At 28.8% G+C, this 15,595-nt stretch carries 22 protein-coding genes; 5 read left to right on the forward strand and 17 right to left on the reverse strand.

Annotated features, from left to right (window positions below; all coding sequences use genetic code 11):
- Nucleotides 1-277 precede the first annotated feature (277 nt).
- Nucleotides 278-838, forward strand: a complete 561-nt coding sequence (locus HMPREF2586_RS12225; protein ID WP_064209734.1) for a thioredoxin family protein — start codon at nt 278-280, stop codon at nt 836-838.
- A 71-nt stretch (nt 839-909) separates the two neighbouring features.
- On the opposite strand, the gene HMPREF2586_RS12230 is transcribed toward HMPREF2586_RS12225, so the two are convergent.
- The 7 genes from HMPREF2586_RS12230 to HMPREF2586_RS13005 all read right to left on the reverse strand — a co-directional run bounded on the left by HMPREF2586_RS12230 (nt 910) and on the right by HMPREF2586_RS13005 (nt 5,211).
- Nucleotides 910-1,638, reverse strand: a complete 729-nt coding sequence (locus tag HMPREF2586_RS12230; protein WP_046207990.1) for a phenol-soluble modulin export ABC transporter permease subunit PmtD — start codon at nt 1,636-1,638, stop codon at nt 910-912.
- Nucleotides 1,638-2,510 carry a phenol-soluble modulin export ABC transporter ATP-binding protein PmtC gene (locus tag HMPREF2586_RS12235; protein ID WP_046207991.1) on the reverse strand — a complete coding sequence of 291 codons (873 nt, stop codon included), beginning with the start codon at nt 2,508-2,510 and terminating at the stop codon, nt 1,638-1,640. Before HMPREF2586_RS12235 ends, HMPREF2586_RS12230 begins: the two co-directional genes overlap by 1 nt.
- A gap of 18 nt (nt 2,511-2,528) precedes the next feature.
- A complete protein-coding gene (locus HMPREF2586_RS12240) occupies nt 2,529-3,191 on the reverse strand; it encodes a phenol-soluble modulin export ABC transporter permease subunit PmtB (protein WP_046207992.1) in 663 nt (220 codons plus the stop codon).
- Nucleotides 3,192-3,227: 36 nt separating this feature from the next.
- Nucleotides 3,228-4,094 (reverse strand): phenol-soluble modulin export ABC transporter ATP-binding protein PmtA, encoded by an 867-nt coding sequence (locus HMPREF2586_RS12245; protein ID WP_046207993.1) that lies wholly within the window; start codon nt 4,092-4,094, stop codon nt 3,228-3,230.
- Nucleotides 4,091-4,471, reverse strand: a complete 381-nt coding sequence (locus HMPREF2586_RS12250) for a PSM export ABC transporter transcriptional regulator PmtR (protein WP_046207994.1) — start codon at nt 4,469-4,471, stop codon at nt 4,091-4,093. The genes HMPREF2586_RS12245 and HMPREF2586_RS12250 overlap by 4 nt, the downstream gene beginning before the upstream one ends.
- Nucleotides 4,472-4,691: 220 nt before the next feature.
- The gene (locus HMPREF2586_RS12255) at nt 4,692-4,886 is read right to left on the reverse strand and encodes an SE1626 family protein (protein WP_046207995.1); all 195 of its coding nucleotides are present in this window, start codon (nt 4,884-4,886) and stop codon (nt 4,692-4,694) included.
- 229 nt (nt 4,887-5,115) lie between these two features.
- Nucleotides 5,116-5,211: a Trp-rich small protein gene (locus HMPREF2586_RS13005; RefSeq protein WP_225309943.1), complete on the reverse strand. Its 96-nt coding sequence runs from the start codon at nt 5,209-5,211 to the stop codon at nt 5,116-5,118.
- 200 nt (nt 5,212-5,411) lie between these two features.
- Between HMPREF2586_RS13005 and HMPREF2586_RS12260 the strand changes: the two genes are divergently transcribed.
- The gene (locus HMPREF2586_RS12260) at nt 5,412-6,704 is read left to right on the forward strand and encodes an aminotransferase class I/II-fold pyridoxal phosphate-dependent enzyme (protein WP_070658286.1); all 1,293 of its coding nucleotides are present in this window, start codon (nt 5,412-5,414) and stop codon (nt 6,702-6,704) included.
- 373 nt (nt 6,705-7,077) lie between these two features.
- Here the strand turns inward: HMPREF2586_RS12260 and HMPREF2586_RS12265 are convergent, their stop codons facing one another.
- The 3 genes from HMPREF2586_RS12265 to HMPREF2586_RS12275 form a co-directional block, all read right to left on the reverse strand.
- Nucleotides 7,078-7,545 carry a bacillithiol transferase BstA gene (locus HMPREF2586_RS12265; protein ID WP_064209736.1) on the reverse strand — a complete coding sequence of 156 codons (468 nt, stop codon included), beginning with the start codon at nt 7,543-7,545 and terminating at the stop codon, nt 7,078-7,080.
- Between the two features lie 659 nt (nt 7,546-8,204).
- Entirely contained in the window at nt 8,205-8,720 is a 516-nt protein-coding gene (locus HMPREF2586_RS12270; RefSeq protein ID WP_048787479.1) for a hypothetical protein, read from the reverse strand.
- 343 nt (nt 8,721-9,063) lie between these two features.
- Entirely contained in the window at nt 9,064-9,384 is a 321-nt protein-coding gene (locus HMPREF2586_RS12275) for a nuclear transport factor 2 family protein (protein ID WP_048787478.1), read from the reverse strand.
- Nucleotides 9,385-9,735: 351 nt separating this feature from the next.
- Here HMPREF2586_RS12275 and HMPREF2586_RS12280 point away from each other — a divergent pair, with 351 nt between their 5' ends.
- The 3 genes from HMPREF2586_RS12280 to HMPREF2586_RS12290 all read left to right on the forward strand — a co-directional run bounded on the left by HMPREF2586_RS12280 (nt 9,736) and on the right by HMPREF2586_RS12290 (nt 11,424).
- Nucleotides 9,736-10,257, forward strand: coding sequence for a hypothetical protein (locus HMPREF2586_RS12280; protein ID WP_037554460.1), 522 nt, complete (start codon nt 9,736-9,738; stop codon nt 10,255-10,257).
- Nucleotides 10,250-10,753 (forward strand): hypothetical protein, encoded by a 504-nt coding sequence (locus HMPREF2586_RS12285; RefSeq protein WP_048787477.1) that lies wholly within the window; start codon nt 10,250-10,252, stop codon nt 10,751-10,753. The genes HMPREF2586_RS12280 and HMPREF2586_RS12285 overlap by 8 nt, the downstream gene beginning before the upstream one ends.
- Nucleotides 10,754-10,935: 182 nt before the next feature.
- On the forward strand, nt 10,936-11,424 hold the full coding sequence (locus tag HMPREF2586_RS12290) for a P-loop nucleotide/nucleoside kinase family protein (RefSeq protein ID WP_002455578.1): 489 nt from the start codon (nt 10,936-10,938) through the stop codon (nt 11,422-11,424).
- Between the two features lie 28 nt (nt 11,425-11,452).
- On the opposite strand, the gene HMPREF2586_RS12295 is transcribed toward HMPREF2586_RS12290, so the two are convergent.
- The 7 genes from HMPREF2586_RS12295 to HMPREF2586_RS12325 all read right to left on the reverse strand — a co-directional run bounded on the left by HMPREF2586_RS12295 (nt 11,453) and on the right by HMPREF2586_RS12325 (nt 15,586).
- Nucleotides 11,453-11,863, reverse strand: coding sequence for a YolD-like family protein (locus tag HMPREF2586_RS12295; RefSeq protein ID WP_048787476.1), 411 nt, complete (start codon nt 11,861-11,863; stop codon nt 11,453-11,455).
- Between the two features lie 9 nt (nt 11,864-11,872).
- Nucleotides 11,873-12,064, reverse strand: coding sequence for a hypothetical protein (locus HMPREF2586_RS12300; protein WP_065581076.1), 192 nt, complete (start codon nt 12,062-12,064; stop codon nt 11,873-11,875).
- Nucleotides 12,065-12,238: 174 nt separating this feature from the next.
- A complete protein-coding gene (locus tag HMPREF2586_RS12305) occupies nt 12,239-12,574 on the reverse strand; it encodes a hypothetical protein (RefSeq protein ID WP_064783228.1) in 336 nt (111 codons plus the stop codon).
- Nucleotides 12,571-12,894, reverse strand: coding sequence for a hypothetical protein (locus tag HMPREF2586_RS12310; RefSeq protein ID WP_371101082.1), 324 nt, complete (start codon nt 12,892-12,894; stop codon nt 12,571-12,573). The genes HMPREF2586_RS12305 and HMPREF2586_RS12310 overlap by 4 nt, the downstream gene beginning before the upstream one ends.
- The gene (locus HMPREF2586_RS12315) at nt 12,894-13,430 is read right to left on the reverse strand and encodes a hypothetical protein (RefSeq protein WP_064783230.1); all 537 of its coding nucleotides are present in this window, start codon (nt 13,428-13,430) and stop codon (nt 12,894-12,896) included. The genes HMPREF2586_RS12310 and HMPREF2586_RS12315 overlap by 1 nt, the downstream gene beginning before the upstream one ends.
- 40 nt (nt 13,431-13,470) lie before the next feature.
- Nucleotides 13,471-13,944: a phage terminase small subunit P27 family gene (locus HMPREF2586_RS12320; RefSeq protein WP_064783232.1), complete on the reverse strand. Its 474-nt coding sequence runs from the start codon at nt 13,942-13,944 to the stop codon at nt 13,471-13,473.
- 1,168 nt (nt 13,945-15,112) lie between these two features.
- Complete coding sequence (locus tag HMPREF2586_RS12325; protein ID WP_048787047.1) at nt 15,113-15,586, reverse strand: hypothetical protein; 474 nt, start codon at nt 15,584-15,586, stop codon at nt 15,113-15,115.
- Nucleotides 15,587-15,595: the final 9 nt, after the last annotated feature.

A 15,595-nucleotide genomic window follows, 5' to 3' on the forward strand; every position in this document is an offset into this window, starting at 1 on the left:
TAAGATTATTAAGTAAACATAATCTAACATATCAAAGATTCAATGATTAAATATAATAAATTTAATGTTTAAATATTATTAGTTAAAAACTAATATCAAAAAGTTATGTAATCCAATGTTGTTTTACACTATTCATACTAAATTAATATAGCATAATCATTTAGTATTTTCATTTAAAACAAATATTAAAACTTATTACTTTTCTAAGTATTAAAAATTTTCTTTCATTAAAAATTGTTGCTATAATAATAGCTAATAAATTAAAGGGGGAAAAATAATGACAAGTTTAGAAACTTATTTCAAAAACAGTCAGCCACTTGATCAGTACATTGAGGATATGACTGAAAACCAAGAAAATTTACTTACAATTTATAAATCATTCTCACTTCCTCAAGATGATGAACGTCTTGAAAAAATCAAATCTTTACCTTACAGCAAAGTGCTTGTAATAACAGAAGATTGGTGCGGAGATGCTATGATGAATCTTCCTATTCTAAAACATATAAGTGAAGCATTACACTTGGAAGTCAGAGTATTCCATCGCGATGAAAATACTGATTTAATAGATCAATACTTAACAAATGGCACGGCTAGATCTATTCCAATATTTGTCTTTCTAAATGATGATTTTGAACAACAAACTGTTTGGGGCCCTCGTGCTAGACAAGTCCAAAACTTTGTAGATGATACGCGCTCAAAATTACCTGAAAAAGACGACCCTACATTTAAAGACAAATCAGCAGAAACACACACAATTATTGCAAATCGTTACAAAACAGACTCACAAATGTGGAAACATGTTTACGATTCAATCTTAGATAAATTAATCACTAAATAATTAAACACGTATGAATTGGATGAGCTTTACTACAATTCATACGTGTTTTTATTGAAGTTTAATTTCTACTATTAAATATCTTTTTTAGATGCATAGAATAGATTAATAATAAATAAAATAACAATTGAAGCTGAGGTAATAAACCATTGCCAATTACTGAATGTATAATCTCCAGAAGTCGTTTTCGATGTTAAATAACTAAATGGAATATATTTTAATGAGTCTTGTATGTTATCTCCAATTTTTGGAATCATTGGTAAGAAAGGCTCTGCAAAAGGCACAATCAATACTAAGAAAATTCCTAATGTGAAAATAAGCGCTGTTTTAGGCACTACTAATGCAAATAAATATAATAGTAATCCAAAGAATAAATGGAACATTAGGAAAAACCATAGTAATTCAAAAATTTTATCCATTTTAATATTTTTACCATCTACAATACCTTGAACAATTAAAACAAATGCAACAAGAATAGCTGTTATTAATATAGCAATTAGTATAATAGAAACAACTTTTGCAACAACATAACCCACACGACTCGATGTTTTATTCATATATAATTGAATCGTACCTTGAGAAATATCACGTGTAATTGTTTTAATTACAAAAAGTAGACCCATAATAGAAAAGAACCAACTACCAATTGAAAGTAATGTATTACCATTCATTTCATCAGATTGTTGAACAAATAAAATTGTAAATCCAATCATTGGTAAAATCGTCAATAATAATGCTAAGTAAGTTAAAGGACTTTTAAATATACTAATCAAGTCATATTTTACGAGTTGTATACTGTTCATTATTGGCCACCTTTCTGATTGATATTAAAGTACGTATCACGTAACGAACTTTTACGTGTTTCAATAAATTCAGGGAAAATTTCTTTACTTGCTAACCCTCGTAATATGTCTTTATAGCTTTTTTGAGCCTTTAATATAACTTCTCCTGTTTCTTTTTGAGACTGTATAACATCAAAATGTTCATTTAAATAAGCTAATCCTGCCTCAAAGTCACCTGCTTCAAGATTCAATACCGTAGAATCTGTTGGAGCACCTTCTTTCATATCAACATCTTGTACAAATGTTCCATCTCTTAAAAAGACTGCTCTATCACAAATTAACTCTATGTCTTCAAGTTTATGACTTGAAATCAGGATTTTCATATCTAGTTCTTGAACAAGTGATTGTATCGTTTTTAAAACATCAATTGAACCGTCAGGATCCATTCCATTTGTTGGTTCATCTAAAATTAAATATTTGGGCTTATTCATTAAAGACACTGCAATAGCTAACTTTTGTTTCATACCCATTGAATATTTTTTGATTTTCTTTTTTATATAACCGCGCATTCCAAATGCATCGATAATTTGATCAGCATACTTTTTATCAAATCCTTTTCCTAACACATTTGCAAAAAGCTTCAAGTTATATAAGCCAGATTTATTATCGTATAATTTAGGATGCTCAATTAAATAACCTACGTTTTCTTTATTACTTAGTTGAACTTCACCTTTATAATTTACAATGTTGCCATTCATCACTTTCATTAAAGTGGTTTTACCCACTCCATTTTTACCTATTAAACCAACAATTTGACTATGGCCAAAATCAAAATCAATATGGTCTAATACGTTATTACTACCATATGTTTTAGTAATTTGTTTTAACTGCATAATGCGCCTCCTTTAAAGTTAATTTAGCTTTCTATATTGAATGATATAATTTATTCCTAAAAATATAACACTTAGTGACAAAAAGCCATAGTTAAAGAAATTTTTAAAATATTTTAAATGTTCAAAGTCATAATCAAATAGTAATGAACAACCAATAATGATAATTGCAATGACAAACGGTAAGAAAATTAACATCCCTAGCACGTAAGGAATAAATGAAATATATTCTGCCTTTTGTTCTGTATAACGCTTAAAGCCTAATGGTATGGCAAAGAAGTTGATGGCAATATAAGAAAATGGCAATGTGAAGTTAATGTTAATTGTATTATTTGTATAGTTATCATTGGAAATACCATATAAAGATAAAATGCCTGCACCAATAAAAGTAAATACCAAAACAGTTATATAGTTCGCATTTAATAAAGATAATTTAGAAACCGGTAAACTAGCAAAAAAGTCATAGGATTGTTTGTGTCCTAGCTTTTTATTAAAACGAAAAACATGTCCTGAATCTAAAACTGAAATAACTACCAGTACCATAACAAGTGCAGAATAAATCACTTTATTCATCAAGGTGTCATGATTCAAAATTAATTGTAAAGGCGAAATAACAAGTAAAACTGCATATAAAACAATCGTCCATTTACGTAACTTAAGGTTTCGAATAAGTAAATTTTTCATCTTATACCTCCCGCGTTGTTAATTATTAGAAAGGCCCTAATCATTCTTTTGGGTACCTTTTTCGAGGTAAACCATTAAGTCTTCAATTGTTGGACTAGTGATTGCAACGGCGTTTCCAAATATTTCATAAAACACATTGGCTTGAGTTGTTAGTGCAGTATAACCCGTTTTATTACTTTCAAAGTATTGAGTTAATTGCCTTAACTCTTCATCAATTTGATCGGAATCACCTTTGACAATTTTAAACTGATTTAAAAGTTTATCTAAAAAATCATTCAAAACAACTTCTCCATCTTTAATATAGACTAAATAATCAGCAATTTTTTCCAAATCAGAAATAATATGCGTTGATAAAAAAACAGTCTTTTTCTCATCAATAAGTTCTTTTTGAATGATATCTAAAACTTCATTTCTAACAATAGGATCTAGGCCTGAAGTAGGTTCATCTAAAATAAATAATTCCGCTTGATGGCTAAATGCGATTGCAATAGATAACTTCATCTTCATTCCTGTTGAAAATGTTTTAATCTTTTTATTAAAAGGTAAACCAAACAACTCAACATAATGTTTAAAAATATCATGACTCCAATAACTATAAAATGGCGCAATATAACTTTCTGTTTTCTTTATTGTCCATTTATCATTAAGATATAACTCAGAATAAATAAAACCAATTTTATCTTTTATTGCTACAGCATTATTTTTCATTTTTTGGTTAAAAACGAATATTTCACCATCATTAGGTTCAATTAAATCCATGATTAACCTGATAATTGTCGTTTTACCAACACCATTTGCTCCGATAAAACCAGTTACAAATCCTTGAGGGACTTTAAATGAAATATCATTTAATTGAAATTCTTTAAAATGGTAATTAATGTTTTTCAATTCTATTGCATTCATTCGTCGTCCTCCTCATAAATCAACGCTAATATTTCTTGTAACTCTGACAAAGTCATCCCAATGGTCTTGGCTTCTTTACTCATTGATTTAGCTAAGGATTCTATAACTATAAATTGTTTTTCTTTTAAAATTGAACTGTCCTGCTCCTTCACAAATGTACCTTTTCCTCTTATAGTAAAAACAAAACCATCTTTTTCTAAATCTTCGTAGGCACGTTTTGTGGTGATTACACTGACACTTAAATCCTGTGCTAATTCTCTCATTGAAGGCAAATGTTCTCCAGGAGCAACGTATCCTTTTAAAATGTTCTCTTTTACTTGTTGTTTGATTTGCTCATAAATCGGCCTTTCACTACTATTTTTTAAAAGTATTTTCATTAACGTCCTCCCTCATAACTGTATATACACAATATATACAATATATACACACTTGTAAAGTCAAAATTTCATTTTAAATAAAAATTTACAGTGATTGAAAATTTTGTTTTAAATATTAAAACCAATAATTATATCGTTTAAAATAAAAAAGGCTAACCCACATAAAAAATGGGTAGCCTTACTCTTAGTAAGAAAGAAATTGTTGTCTCTATCTTACTATTTATTTCCTTTTATGATTTTGGTTATTTCTTTTGCGTCTATCATTACTTCTATTTATAAATGCACATATCATAAACATAATTGCTGCAATTAATAATTTTATGCCTGAATTTTCATGACCAGTAGCCTGCAAATAATAACCAACGACAAACAATACAATAGCAATAACCACAAATATTTTTGTTAAATGCTTCACTATACTCACCTCAAATAATTATATTGTATCAAAATTTACTCGCAATTTCTAAAACTCATTCGTATTATTTCTATTTAAATTTATTATTTTATTAATTTCCATTACACGCAATAGAATATATTGTTTGCAGTTTATACTTGGTGGTGCTAAAATATAATTGTATCCACGAATTATACTACACAACCCCAAGTCTGCGCTATCAGACTTGGGGTTTTTTGTGTAAGGCCACCTATTTGTCTTTCCACTTATCTTCTAACCAAACACGGAATACAACAAGTAAGCCACCTGTTATTAAAGTTACTAAAATTTCTTGCCACCACGTAATCATACTACACCCCCCACAAAAAAGTACCATGTAGGATTTTGATGGCCTATCTATATTCTAACATAAATAAGAACACACGTTCGCATAAAATGACCATAAATTTATATTTTTCTTATAAAATGTTTAGAACGCTTTAATTTTGACTGATTTCAAGATAATATAGTTATATCATTTAAAAAGTAAAGAGAGGTTAACAAACTATGAATCCTTTAGCTTTAGATTTAAACGAACAATTATCTAAATCCAATCCAGAAATCGCAGATATGCTTTCTGATTTAGGCAAATTAATGTATTATCCCAAAGGCATTTTATCACAATCTGCAGAAGCGAAAGCTACTAAGTATAATGCCACAATTGGTATGGCAACATATAAAGATAGTAAAATGTATGCTGAAACGTTAAATGATATGTTCAATCATTTAGAACCAAATGACATCTTTCCGTACGCACCTCCTCAAGGTTTAGAAGCACTTCGCGATTTATGGCAACAAAAAATGTTAAAAGACAATCCTGATTTAACTGCGAATCACATGACAAGACCTATTGTTACGAATGCATTGACACACGGTCTATCTATTGTGGGAGATATGTTTGTTGATAGCGGAGACACAATTTTACTACCATCACATAATTGGGGTAACTATAAATTAGTATATAGTACAAGACATAGTGCTGAAATTGAAACATATGATATCTTCGATGAGCATGGACATTTCACCACTGAACAACTTGTTCATACTTTAGAACAATATAACAAAGATAAAGTTATTTTAATCCTGAATTATCCTAATAACCCAACTGGCTATACGCCTACTAAAGATGAAGTAGCCGTTATTGTCGATGCCATCAAATCACTTGCAGAGCGTGGCACTAATGTTATTGCATTAATAGACGACGCTTACTATGGTTTATTCTATGAAGATGTTTACACGCAATCTCTATTTACTGCATTAACAAATTTACATTTGCCTAATTTATTACCTATCCGCTTAGATGGAGCTACTAAAGAATTCTTTGCATGGGGGTTACGTGTTGGATTTATTAGTTTTGGTGTGAACGATCCTATTACAAAACAAGTCTTAGAAGCCAAAGTAAAAGGGTTAATTAGAAGTAATATTTCTAGTGGACCAATGCCTTCTCAAAGTGCAGTTAAATATGTACTTGAAAACCATGATCAATTTGACAAAGAGATTCAAAAGAATATAGATACATTAAATGCAAGATACCAAACTACAAAATCTGTTGTTTATGACCAAAAATATTCAACATATTGGCAACCCTATGATTTTAACTCTGGATACTTTATGGCGCTTAAAGTTAAAAATGTTAATCCAGAACAGTTACGTAAGCATTTAATTGAAAATTATTCTATTGGTGTAATTGCATTAAATGATTCTGACATTAGAATTGCTTTTAGTTGTGTAGAAAAAGATGATATCCCTCATGTCTTTGATTCAATAGCTAAAGCCATTTCTGATTTACAAAATGTATAAAAAAGTCACTGGGACATAAAGTTCTTGGACAAGTAAAAAAGGGCAATTTCTATTGAAATCATATAGAAATTGCCCTTTTCAATATTGTGTTAATTATAGTTAGCTCATTGAGCTACTACCTGGTTTGATATAGAGCCTTGTTTTTTAAAGTATTTTAATGTGGAATTACATGTGAATGAGTTGTATTTTAGCGAGACGCTTGGGGGAACAAGATAAGCTGAAGATCACAGGATGAAGCTGCCCCCCTTCCTAAGAAAGCGAGTCAACAATACGAAATACTGAAGAATAAAGAAGCACGCAGATCGATTAAATTATATCATTAAATCATCTGCGTGCTATTTTTCTAGGATTTATATATCAGTATCTATTTAATTTATTGTTGTTGTTTTAAAACACGAGACATTTCTTCAATTTTACCAGCATGTAAAGGAATATGAATGGCATTTAATACCAACAATTCGTCTAACGTATTACAACCTGCAATGGTTTCAGTTAATTCTGCTTGTAGTTCTTCATCTGAAATTTTTTGAGCACGCTCTGGTAAGGTTTGTAAATCGTTCAAGATTTCATCTATTTTTGGTACTGTTTCATCTCCCCAATTTTCTGGTGAGGATCCATAACCAAACAAACGTGTGTATTTCTCTACATCTACTGTATTTTTATCATATAAAGATAATGCAGATTCAAATATAGTTAAAACATGACCATATTGCCAATGTATTGTATTTGGGAATAAATCAATTTTATCGTCCAATACTTGATCATTACTCCAATTATCATAACCTGAAATTAAATAATTAACACCCATATCAATAACATCATATACTGATTTCTTTGTCATAATTTAATCCCCTCCACTCTTCAAATATCGTGCAACTTAAATATAATGTGGCTATAAAAACGTACATCCACTCTCTACCCTTTTATTTAATACTTATTCACATAAGTAAAATTATTATAAACAATGTATATTTTAATTATTAATATCTAATCCATCGATTCAAAATTTAGATATAATTTATAATCAAAAAGCATACACTGACACCTTTTTATTATCACTAGTAAATCTCCAGTTTAATAACACGTTTGTTTTGCTTTAACTTATACTATGATATATAAAAAAGACGTTTCTCAAAAAATTTGTTTAAATGAGAAACGTCCATGAGTATCTTCTATAAAGTTTGTTTTTAATTTTTATATTATTTCGTCATATCAACCAACTAAACATAGATGTGATAAATATTTTACATCATGCCTGGCATTCTGTACATATACAAACTACTATAAATACGTTAACAAAAGACTGTTAAATCAATGTTTTATAATTTTACATATGCCATTATTTTTAGTTTTTTCATTCTGTTATGACCAAATTATGACCACGTATCGTATGTGTGAGATACCTATTTTTGGTTTTTATTGATATCTGTAATTAATCTATTCCGATTCCTTAAAATAAATTTATTAAAGTAGCACATAATAAGTAATATAAAAATTTTATCAAGACCATTTGTTTATACATAACATTTCAATTAGTTTTTGGAAGTCTTCATTCTGGTTTGAAGAAACTATAGCTTTTTCAGAAATTGTAAAAAGATTATTACATTCATTTATTTCGAAAGTCAATTCCTCAATTTTCGGGTAAGAAACAGTCTTTTTCTCCATTTCATCATAAACTGCAAAATTTGCATAGTTGAACTTAACTTTGTCCACCTTTACATTTATAATTTCAACAGACTTTTCTTCCTTATTAAATATCAATCCTTTTTCTCCGTTTAATAATAAAACTTTACTACTATTAACATAATCAAAGGCATCTAATATTGTGTATTTGCTTAAAATAAAATTTTCTTCTGAAAATTGAGCAAAGAAATTAACTAAAAACCAACTAAGGGATTCTTCTATATTTCTACCCATTTTCAAATCACCTAATATAGTATTTTCATTATCATTTACAAGTCGTTCCAAGTAACCAAGTTCGGTTGCTAAATTATCTTCTAATTGTCCTTTGTCCATTATTTCTCCCCTTTTTAATATGATGTAATATATTACCATTCTCATATAAATTTTTTAAAATAACAAGAAAATTGTATTACTTAAACACTTAATTTATTTATAAAGTTTAACGAAACTAAAATTGAGTCTTCTCCTTCGTTTATTAAAAACACGGTTTCACTTTTAATAAACGAACTGATTCAAATCTTGTAAGTTGTAGTGAGTTTTTAATATAACTTACCTAGTCACATAGACATCGTGCTATAGATTATCTAAACCTACTTATTGTGATCAAATAATTATACAACTACAAAACCAAAATTTTACACTCTGTACTACGTTGAATGATAAATATAACTTACAGCTATTGTATTTCTGTACCTTGATGAAACAATAACTTCCAATCATTTTTATAGTATTTCCAAATAGAACTTCGATTAGTTATAATATTATTTGTTGTATTAACCATAGTATATGTACATAATATACAATCTTCAGACAATATGTATTCTTCAAAATTACTAATCCTATAGTCATCTTCATCTAGTTGTGCTTGCTTTATATCAGTTTTATAAAAAACTTTTCCCGACTTTCCAAATTCTTTAAAATCGGGATGCAAAACATTCAAAATTTTACTATTAGATCTATTTTCACTTTTTAGATGCAACCATTCATATTCAATCATTTCACATCTTCCTTTTTGGAAATATTTTATATACTTTAAATATTCTAACCATAATTAAGAGATTTATCTATTCTGACATTCGCCCTGTGCTGCATCGAGAAATAAATTAACGTATAGTTGTTCGTTTGACGTTCTATAATTATGTCCATATTATCATTAAATATAAACAAATTCTTAAATTTTTATATTAATCATAACTTTTTGTTATCACCATTATTTTTTAGATATAGTACAATTAAATCATTATCTTTTTTACAATATCCATTAATAAGTTGCACGAATTTTAATAATTTCAGTTTGAGGCATTGCGTGTGTTTGAATATAAAAAAATTAAATAAGGGGGTATGTAGAATGGGTGTTGGAAATAGTAATTTAGAAATAAAACCTACACTAAGTAATTTACAGTTTTACATAGGTCAAACAGGCAAACCTGAACATGATCCATTGCTAGACTTTTCATTGTTATATGAACACGCAGAATTAGGTATTAAATTCACTTTGAGTGGTTTAGACAAAATTGATAATCCTTATAATACAGATAATGAATTATATTTAATAATTCTATTATACGATAAGGTTGGAGGTATCGGTTTTGATTTACGTAATTTTTGGACATTAAATTTAAATGCCGAAACCATGAAAAAACCTTATGAAACAATCCAATTCACGTTATATAAATTTGAACCTAATAATAGAAGTTACGATTTCACTAATATTTATCAACAATTAAAAGTATTAGTCTTGCCTGAAGAAATTGGTAAAGAAGAAATTGACAAAGATACTTTTATGAATTGGATGACTTGGCCACAACAGAACGAAATTTTAAGTACTAAAATACCTATTTATCATCACAAGGAGATTAATAATGAGTAATTTAGAGCCTGTACCTCACAAAACTTTATTAAACAGAATATATCCAAATGGTGATATTCCAGTCAATTTTATGAATGATACTAAAAATCAAAAAGATGATATAATGGAATTAAATAAAAACGATGAATCCGGAGGTGGCGATATGAACAACTATGTAACTAGAGATGAATTTAATAATGGAATAAAAGAATTCAAAGATGAAATGCGTGCTATGAGAACTGATATGAATAACAACATGAATAGCATCAGAACTGATATGAACAATAATATGAATAGTTTACGTACAGAAATGAATACTAATTCTAATTATTTACGCAGTGAAATGCAAAATTCTATTAGTAAGTTACCTACTAATTCTGAAGTTGAAAATATTTTACTAAAAAACAATAAAGAATTAGACAAAGAAGCAAAGCAAAATAGAAACACAATTATAGGTTGGACTATTGGTATAGTTGGTTTAGGTTTCACAATTGCTAAAAGTCTCGGATGGCTATAAATTAATAATAAGGGTAGTACACCTACCCTTATTATTTTTCATCTTAATTGACATACAAAACAACCCACCTATTCATATAAATGAGTGGGGGGTTGTTTGTTAATATAATTTTTCATATAATTAATATCAACACAAGAAGAATTCGTTTACACACTTTTCAAAAAAATCGGAGGTACATAAATTTGAATAATTTAGGAACTTTATATTTTTTCTCAGGAAAAATGGGAGCAGGAAAATCAACTAGATCTAAAGAGATAGCACAAACTGAAAATGCAGTTTTATTGTCTGAAGATGAATGGTTAGAAAAATTATATCCAAATCAAATAAATGATTTTGATGATTACTTAAGTTACTCAAAGTTAATAAAACCATTATTGAAAGAGCACATCCAGCGAATTTTAAAAGTCGGTAGTAATGTAGTATTAGATTTTCCAGGTAACACTAAAACTCAAAGAAAATGGCTATTAAGTGTAGCTTCAGAAATTAATGCAAATCATCAATTAATTTTTCTCAATATAAGTGATGATAAATGTTTGAAACAAATTAATATAAGACGTAGTGAAGAACCAGAAAGAGAACAATTCGATACTAAAGAAACTTTCGAATATGTTTCTAGTTTCTTCGAACCCCCTGAATTTTCAGAAGGTTTAAATATTATAGAAATCAAATAGTTAACCCCATCTTTTCATTTAGGTGGGCTTATTTTATCTCCACAATATCTTTTAAATTCAATATACTAATTCCAGTATCTTCATACATGTGCAGTGTTTTAGTATACACATCTACTTTATGAATGTAACCTACTTTCGTTTTAATATATCCATTTTCGAAGTAACGCAATTCAATAGATGGGTCGTTGTACATTTTGAAAATTAATGTGTTATTTAATTCATTCAACTGATCGTCGTCTAATATCGGTTTTTCAATTTTATTTTGGTCTTGTATGTATTGTTCTAGTTGCTCGTATTGCTCAGGCAGCGTCTTAAAGGCTTGCCACTTAACAATTCCACGCCCTTTTGGTATACGTGGATTAAGATACTCTCTAGGTATATTACGGTAATCAGTTTCGTATTTGTATTCATCTGGTACATCTGGATTGATTGGTTTCATATAATCACCTCAAAAAAATGGAATCGTTTTACTAGCTTTTATAATATCTTTTGTAAAGAAGAATTGTTTGCCTTCACCAGTATAAGCTGAGTTTAAAACCATATTCGCTTTAGCATTATATAACCACTCTGGATTAATACCAGAATTTAATATTTCTTGAAATTCTTGAAAGTTTTTATTCCAATCTAAATTTGGAATCATATAATCACCTCATGAATATAATAGAACACTTGTTCGCATATGTAAATAAAAAAATACCACCCAGTGACATGTGTGGGTGGCGGATATAAAACTATTCGGGAAAGGGCTTATACATGTAAATAAATTATACCATAAAAAAATAGGGCAAGCACATAAGTGCCTACCCCTAGTTTTTCATTCCAACTTATCCAACAATCTATTCAACATTTGCTTAGCTCTTGCCTCTTTAACACCAAATATATTTCCAGCCTTTTCAAAACTCACACCATTACAAATTAATAAAAACAAATTATGTTCTTTTTCAGTCGCTACTCTTTCAATAACAGCTTCTAGTTCATTATAGAATATCACATCTTCAATGTTGCTATTATCTATCTCATGAGTTTCTACTTGATTGTTAACATTAAAAAAGTCATCAATCCCAACATCTTCATCACATGTATAGCTATTATCTTGTATCTTGTGGTAGTTTAATATGAACTCTTTTACAGTTGCTTTGTCATACCTCATACATATTCTACTGCCTTTGCTACACGCTTTAATATAACCTCTCTAGCATGTCTTAAAGTGTATTCTGTGATACCTATAACACTTGCTATCACTTCATCTGTATACTTCTTATCTTTCCACCATGTGAGTTTAATAATCTGTTGCACTTTAACTTCACTATCGTTATATACTTCTGTAATCCCCTTTACAATTGATTCTAGGTTCATATACTTTAATTCGTTCACATCACTAGGTTGATACTTATAAGTATCAACCATACTATGATAATTGCGCATGTATTTTTCTAATATTGGATAATCTACTTTATCTAATCCTCTAATCACACAACCAACTCCTCACGCTCTTTATTTAAGCTTTCTTTCACTTCTACTACAAAGTTTTGATATATAACTTCATTCTCTTTTTCACGCTGTTCATTGCGTTCTATACGTTTATTGTGATGTATCTTATATAAATCTTCCTGTAACTTATCAATTGTCTTATAAGGCTTGTTACTCCCATTAGATTTGAAATATCTCATCACTTCTTTTTGTTCCTTAGGTGTATAGTTACTGATAAGTTTCTTCAATAAATTGAGTTTCTTGGTACTATTAATTTTAAAACGATTCAATTCATCTTTTTGATCAGTTATCCATATAACTAATTTATCTAATGGATATGAAACTGTAATAACACCAGCGATTTCATCACACACTGTATGGGATGTATTAAGATGATACATTGCATTGATTTGTTCCTGTATTGCTCGAATCTTACTATTAATGAATTGTGGATTGTAATTAGTTAGCAACTCATATTCAGTAATTTTCATTTCTTCTTTATACCACAAAACTGATTTACAACGTTTTAATATCATAGTAGCCCTCCTAGACACTTATAATGAAACAAATTTATTTTTAATCGTCATCATCCATACCGAATATGTCAAAAACTGATTTTCCAGTCACTTTTTCTTTTGAAGGATCTAATATTTTCAATCTTGATTCCACAGTAAGTCCCAACTTAGGCGCAATACTATTTAATTGTGATAGTGAATCTCTTTTAATAGCGTGATTCTGATTAAGTTTCGTGCCACGTTCCGTTTCTATAATTGCACTTTCATTTTTCATTCGTATAGTTGCATTGATATAGTCCGAATACGCTGTGCAATATGCTGATACAAGTGCTAAATCTAAACTAGCTATTGGTAATTCTTCTAGTAACGGGAATATCCTGTGCCATTCCTTTGTGGCTGTATCATCTAACCATTCAGGTGGCTCTGGTTGTAATTTAGTAAGTTGTTTCAATGCTTCTTCTGTAGCTTGCTTAGTTTCCTGTGCTTCTGTAGTTAATCTACTCTTTTGCTGTGACAATAATTTTCTTTGAGCCATTCAATTTCCCCTTTTCTAAATGATTTTCTCACTATGTAAAGCTACTTTTCTTTACACATTTTCAACTTTCATTTTCAACATTCTAGCGAGATTACCTGTCGACCGATAACAAACAACTTCAAAACAAGTGGGGGCTAATAGATGCCTCCCCTTTTTAAATTGATGCTGTTCAACTGGTAATAGCTGCACTAAAATGACATGCATTTACTATTTATAACGCCTTTATCACACTGTTGTTACATGTTCTAAAACAAGCTCTAAATGACTTGTATGAAGTATGATTTTCAAGTGTTTTATCATCTTATTCATCATGTAACTTGCTATTTATTATGATTCTATTTAGATCTACAATTAGCCACATTATATGATTATTTCAACTTCTGAACACCTCTCATTATTATCGAACGATTTATAACCATTGTATTAGCAAACTGTTTGCTATAAAGCTATTAACACTATTTAGCATTTAACCTATGAATTAGTATGAAGATACTTCTTGTATTCATGTTCAAGTTAAATGTTTATTTATAATTGTTTATTAATTTTTATTTTTATAATTTATTTTAATTTTAACTTCAAACGAAAGAACAAAAACATTTTGTAATCATCTAAGTTTGTTCATCAAAATTATTTTACTTAATCAATCTTCTATTGTTATTGTAAAAGGATTTAATATGATCTAATCATTTAGTTAAATACAATTACTAATCTCAATATCATTATTGAACTAATTATTTATTCTTTAATCATCATTGAATCAATCTGTTGTTCATCATTCAATACAACTTATAACTTATAATATTCTCTAACTTGAATACTTCTATTATTAATATCACAACAATTTATAATCTTTCTCTTGCTTTAACAATGTTCAATATCAATATATTAATCACACATCAATCATAAGTTATATATGAAGAATGAATGATCTATTGAATATATAAGTATGCACAAACTCTTGATATTAAAATAGCCACCACCACAAGTACAAGAGCAGGACAAGTGATGATGGCGTATAAGGAAACGTGCAATTTACAAGAACAAGCTATTAATAAATTGTTACCAGAAGAATTAACTGAATGATTTATAAAGCATTCAATGGTAGATTTCTACCTACTTACATTATACTACATAAATAATATTATAACAATACTATTTTATAAGTAATTTATTTTGTATTAACAGATATTAATTCTATCTTATCAATGTTCCCTATCGTTGTATTATCCATCCCTATTTTACTTGCATAGCTTTGTACTGATACAGATTTCTTATTCTTGGCTATATCTACTAATTCTTGTAATCCTTCGCCTTTATCTTCAACCTTATCTACCTGAATACCAAAGCCAATATATTCTTCATTAATAACAGTAAGCACGCCCTTATCTTTACTATTAGCAACGAATGAGTTTTTACTGTTATTCAATACTATGTTTATTCCGTCTGTATCTTTAAAATTTTTGAACACTCTTCTTGTAAGTGAACCATTCTTATAATTAATACTAGAATTTGCAACACCATCGGACGTAGCTATTCCAACTTTCGTATTTGAATATAGTGGTTTTAAAATAATAGTATTTTTCTTTTCATCAAACCCTAATGCGTAATCTTGTTCTAATGGACTTAAAACTGTGTAACTCATTTAAATTCC

The sequence above is a fragment of the Staphylococcus sp. HMSC034G07 genome (assembly GCF_001835975.1).
In the GTDB taxonomy this organism is placed as follows: Bacteria; Bacillota; Bacilli; order Staphylococcales; family Staphylococcaceae; genus Staphylococcus; species Staphylococcus ureilyticus.

Excerpts from the sequence above, each read along its gene's own strand:
- HMPREF2586_RS12320 (WP_064783232.1), bottom strand. The coding sequence starts at position 13,944 with ATGGCTCAAAGAAAATTATTGTCACAGCAAAAGAGTAGATTAACTACA.
- HMPREF2586_RS12270 (WP_048787479.1), bottom strand. The coding sequence starts at position 8,720 with ATGGACAAAGGACAATTAGAAGATAATTTAGCAACCGAACTTGGTTAC.
- HMPREF2586_RS12245 (WP_046207993.1), bottom strand. The coding sequence starts at position 4,094 with ATGAATGCAATAGAATTGAAAAACATTAATTACCATTTTAAAGAATTT.
- HMPREF2586_RS12300 (WP_065581076.1), bottom strand. The coding sequence starts at position 12,064 with ATGATTCCAAATTTAGATTGGAATAAAAACTTTCAAGAATTTCAAGAA.
- HMPREF2586_RS12235 (WP_046207991.1), bottom strand. The coding sequence starts at position 2,510 with ATGCAGTTAAAACAAATTACTAAAACATATGGTAGTAATAACGTATTA.
- HMPREF2586_RS12285 (WP_048787477.1), top strand. The coding sequence starts at position 10,250 with ATGAGTAATTTAGAGCCTGTACCTCACAAAACTTTATTAAACAGAATA.
- HMPREF2586_RS12240 (WP_046207992.1), bottom strand. The coding sequence starts at position 3,191 with ATGAAAAATTTACTTATTCGAAACCTTAAGTTACGTAAATGGACGATT.
- HMPREF2586_RS12275 (WP_048787478.1), bottom strand. The coding sequence starts at position 9,384 with ATGATTGAATATGAATGGTTGCATCTAAAAAGTGAAAATAGATCTAAT.
- HMPREF2586_RS12250 (WP_046207994.1), bottom strand. The coding sequence starts at position 4,471 with ATGAAAATACTTTTAAAAAATAGTAGTGAAAGGCCGATTTATGAGCAA.
- HMPREF2586_RS12260 (WP_070658286.1), top strand. The coding sequence starts at position 5,412 with ATGAATCCTTTAGCTTTAGATTTAAACGAACAATTATCTAAATCCAAT.
- HMPREF2586_RS12265 (WP_064209736.1), bottom strand. The coding sequence starts at position 7,545 with ATGACAAAGAAATCAGTATATGATGTTATTGATATGGGTGTTAATTAT.
- HMPREF2586_RS12315 (WP_064783230.1), bottom strand. The coding sequence starts at position 13,430 with ATGATATTAAAACGTTGTAAATCAGTTTTGTGGTATAAAGAAGAAATG.
- HMPREF2586_RS12225 (WP_064209734.1), top strand. The coding sequence starts at position 278 with ATGACAAGTTTAGAAACTTATTTCAAAAACAGTCAGCCACTTGATCAG.
- HMPREF2586_RS12325 (WP_048787047.1), bottom strand. The coding sequence starts at position 15,586 with ATGAGTTACACAGTTTTAAGTCCATTAGAACAAGATTACGCATTAGGG.
- HMPREF2586_RS12305 (WP_064783228.1), bottom strand. The coding sequence starts at position 12,574 with ATGAGGTATGACAAAGCAACTGTAAAAGAGTTCATATTAAACTACCAC.
- HMPREF2586_RS12295 (WP_048787476.1), bottom strand. The coding sequence starts at position 11,863 with ATGAAACCAATCAATCCAGATGTACCAGATGAATACAAATACGAAACT.
- HMPREF2586_RS12230 (WP_046207990.1), bottom strand. The coding sequence starts at position 1,638 with ATGAACAGTATACAACTCGTAAAATATGACTTGATTAGTATATTTAAA.
- HMPREF2586_RS12280 (WP_037554460.1), top strand. The coding sequence starts at position 9,736 with ATGGGTGTTGGAAATAGTAATTTAGAAATAAAACCTACACTAAGTAAT.